General features: G+C 61.1%; 1 protein-coding gene. It reads left to right on the top strand.

Annotated features, from left to right (window positions below):
* Positions 1-435 (top strand): arsenate reductase ArsC (locus tag D7V93_RS44100; RefSeq protein WP_147451741.1); only part of this gene is annotated, 435 nt, incomplete at both ends.

Genomic DNA, 435 nt, shown 5'->3' with positions numbered 1-435 from the left:
TCCTTGCTGAGGCAGCGCTCAACACCCTGGCTAGCGACCGCTTCGTTGGTTACAGCGCTGGCAGCCATCCGCGTAGCACCCCGAACCCATTTGCCATCGACCTGCTGCAGTCGCAGGGGATCTCCACAGAACATCTGCGCAGCAAGAGCTGGGATGAATTCGCGGAGCCTGGCGCACCGGTCATTGATTTCGTCTTCACCGTTTGCGACAACGCCGCTGGCGAAGTCTGTCCGATCTGGCCGGGCCATCCCGCCAAGGCCCACTGGGGTGTGCCCGACCCGTCGGAAACACAAGGAACGGACGAGGACAAACACAAGGCGTTCCTGAACGCCTACGTTCAACTGCGCAAGCGCATCGAGTTGTTCGTCAATCTGCCGCTCTCCAAGCTGGACCGCCTCGCGGTGCAGGATGAGCTGCAGAAAATCGGCACGACAC

Origin of the sequence: Corallococcus llansteffanensis, assembly GCF_003612055.1 — a bacterium.
GTDB classification, from domain to species: domain Bacteria; phylum Myxococcota; class Myxococcia; order Myxococcales; family Myxococcaceae; genus Corallococcus; species Corallococcus llansteffanensis.
Note: the sequence above shows the minus strand (reverse complement) of the source record. Positions and strands in the feature narration are given on the sequence as shown.